This window comes from Streptomyces sp. WM6386 (assembly GCF_000972385.1).
Taxonomy (GTDB): domain Bacteria; phylum Actinomycetota; class Actinomycetes; order Streptomycetales; family Streptomycetaceae; genus Streptomyces.
The window spans coordinates 1-461 of the sequence record NZ_JXTE01000480.1 but is presented as its reverse complement, the minus strand read 5'-3'; the positions used below and the strand labels follow the sequence as shown (position 1 = coordinate 461).

Annotated in this window: 1 protein-coding gene; it reads right to left on the bottom strand. The window is 68.1% G+C overall.

What is annotated here, in order from left to right; all coding sequences use genetic code 11:
* Window positions 1–461 (bottom strand): enolase C-terminal domain-like protein (locus TN53_RS42335; protein WP_046264234.1); only part of this gene is annotated, 461 nt, incomplete at both ends.

Genomic DNA, 461 nt, shown 5'->3' with positions numbered 1-461 from the left:
GTATTGCATGGTGACGGCGTCATCGCGAGCCCCCAGCGCCTTCTGCTGGTACAGCTCGTGTGCCGCGAGCAGCCGGTCCAAATCGAGCTGTATGCCCAGGCCCGGTGCGTCCGGGACGGCGATCTCGCCGCCGACGATGCGCGGCGGGGTTGTGGTGAGCCGTTCCGTGCCTTCCTGCCAGATCCAGTGCGTGTCAAGGGCGTTGTACTCGCCCGGGGCCGCGGCACCGCAGTGGGTGACCATGGCCAGGGAGATGTCGAAGTGGTTGTTGGAGTGACAACCCCAGGTCAGCCCCATCGCGTTGCACAGCTGCGCCACCCGCACCGAGCCCTGCATGGTCCAGAAGTGCGGGTCGGCCAGCGGGATGGAGACCGACTGCAGGGCCAGGGCGTGGGTCATCTGCCGCCAGTCAGTGGCGATCATGTTGGTCGCGGTGGGCAGCCCGGTCGCCCGGCGGAACT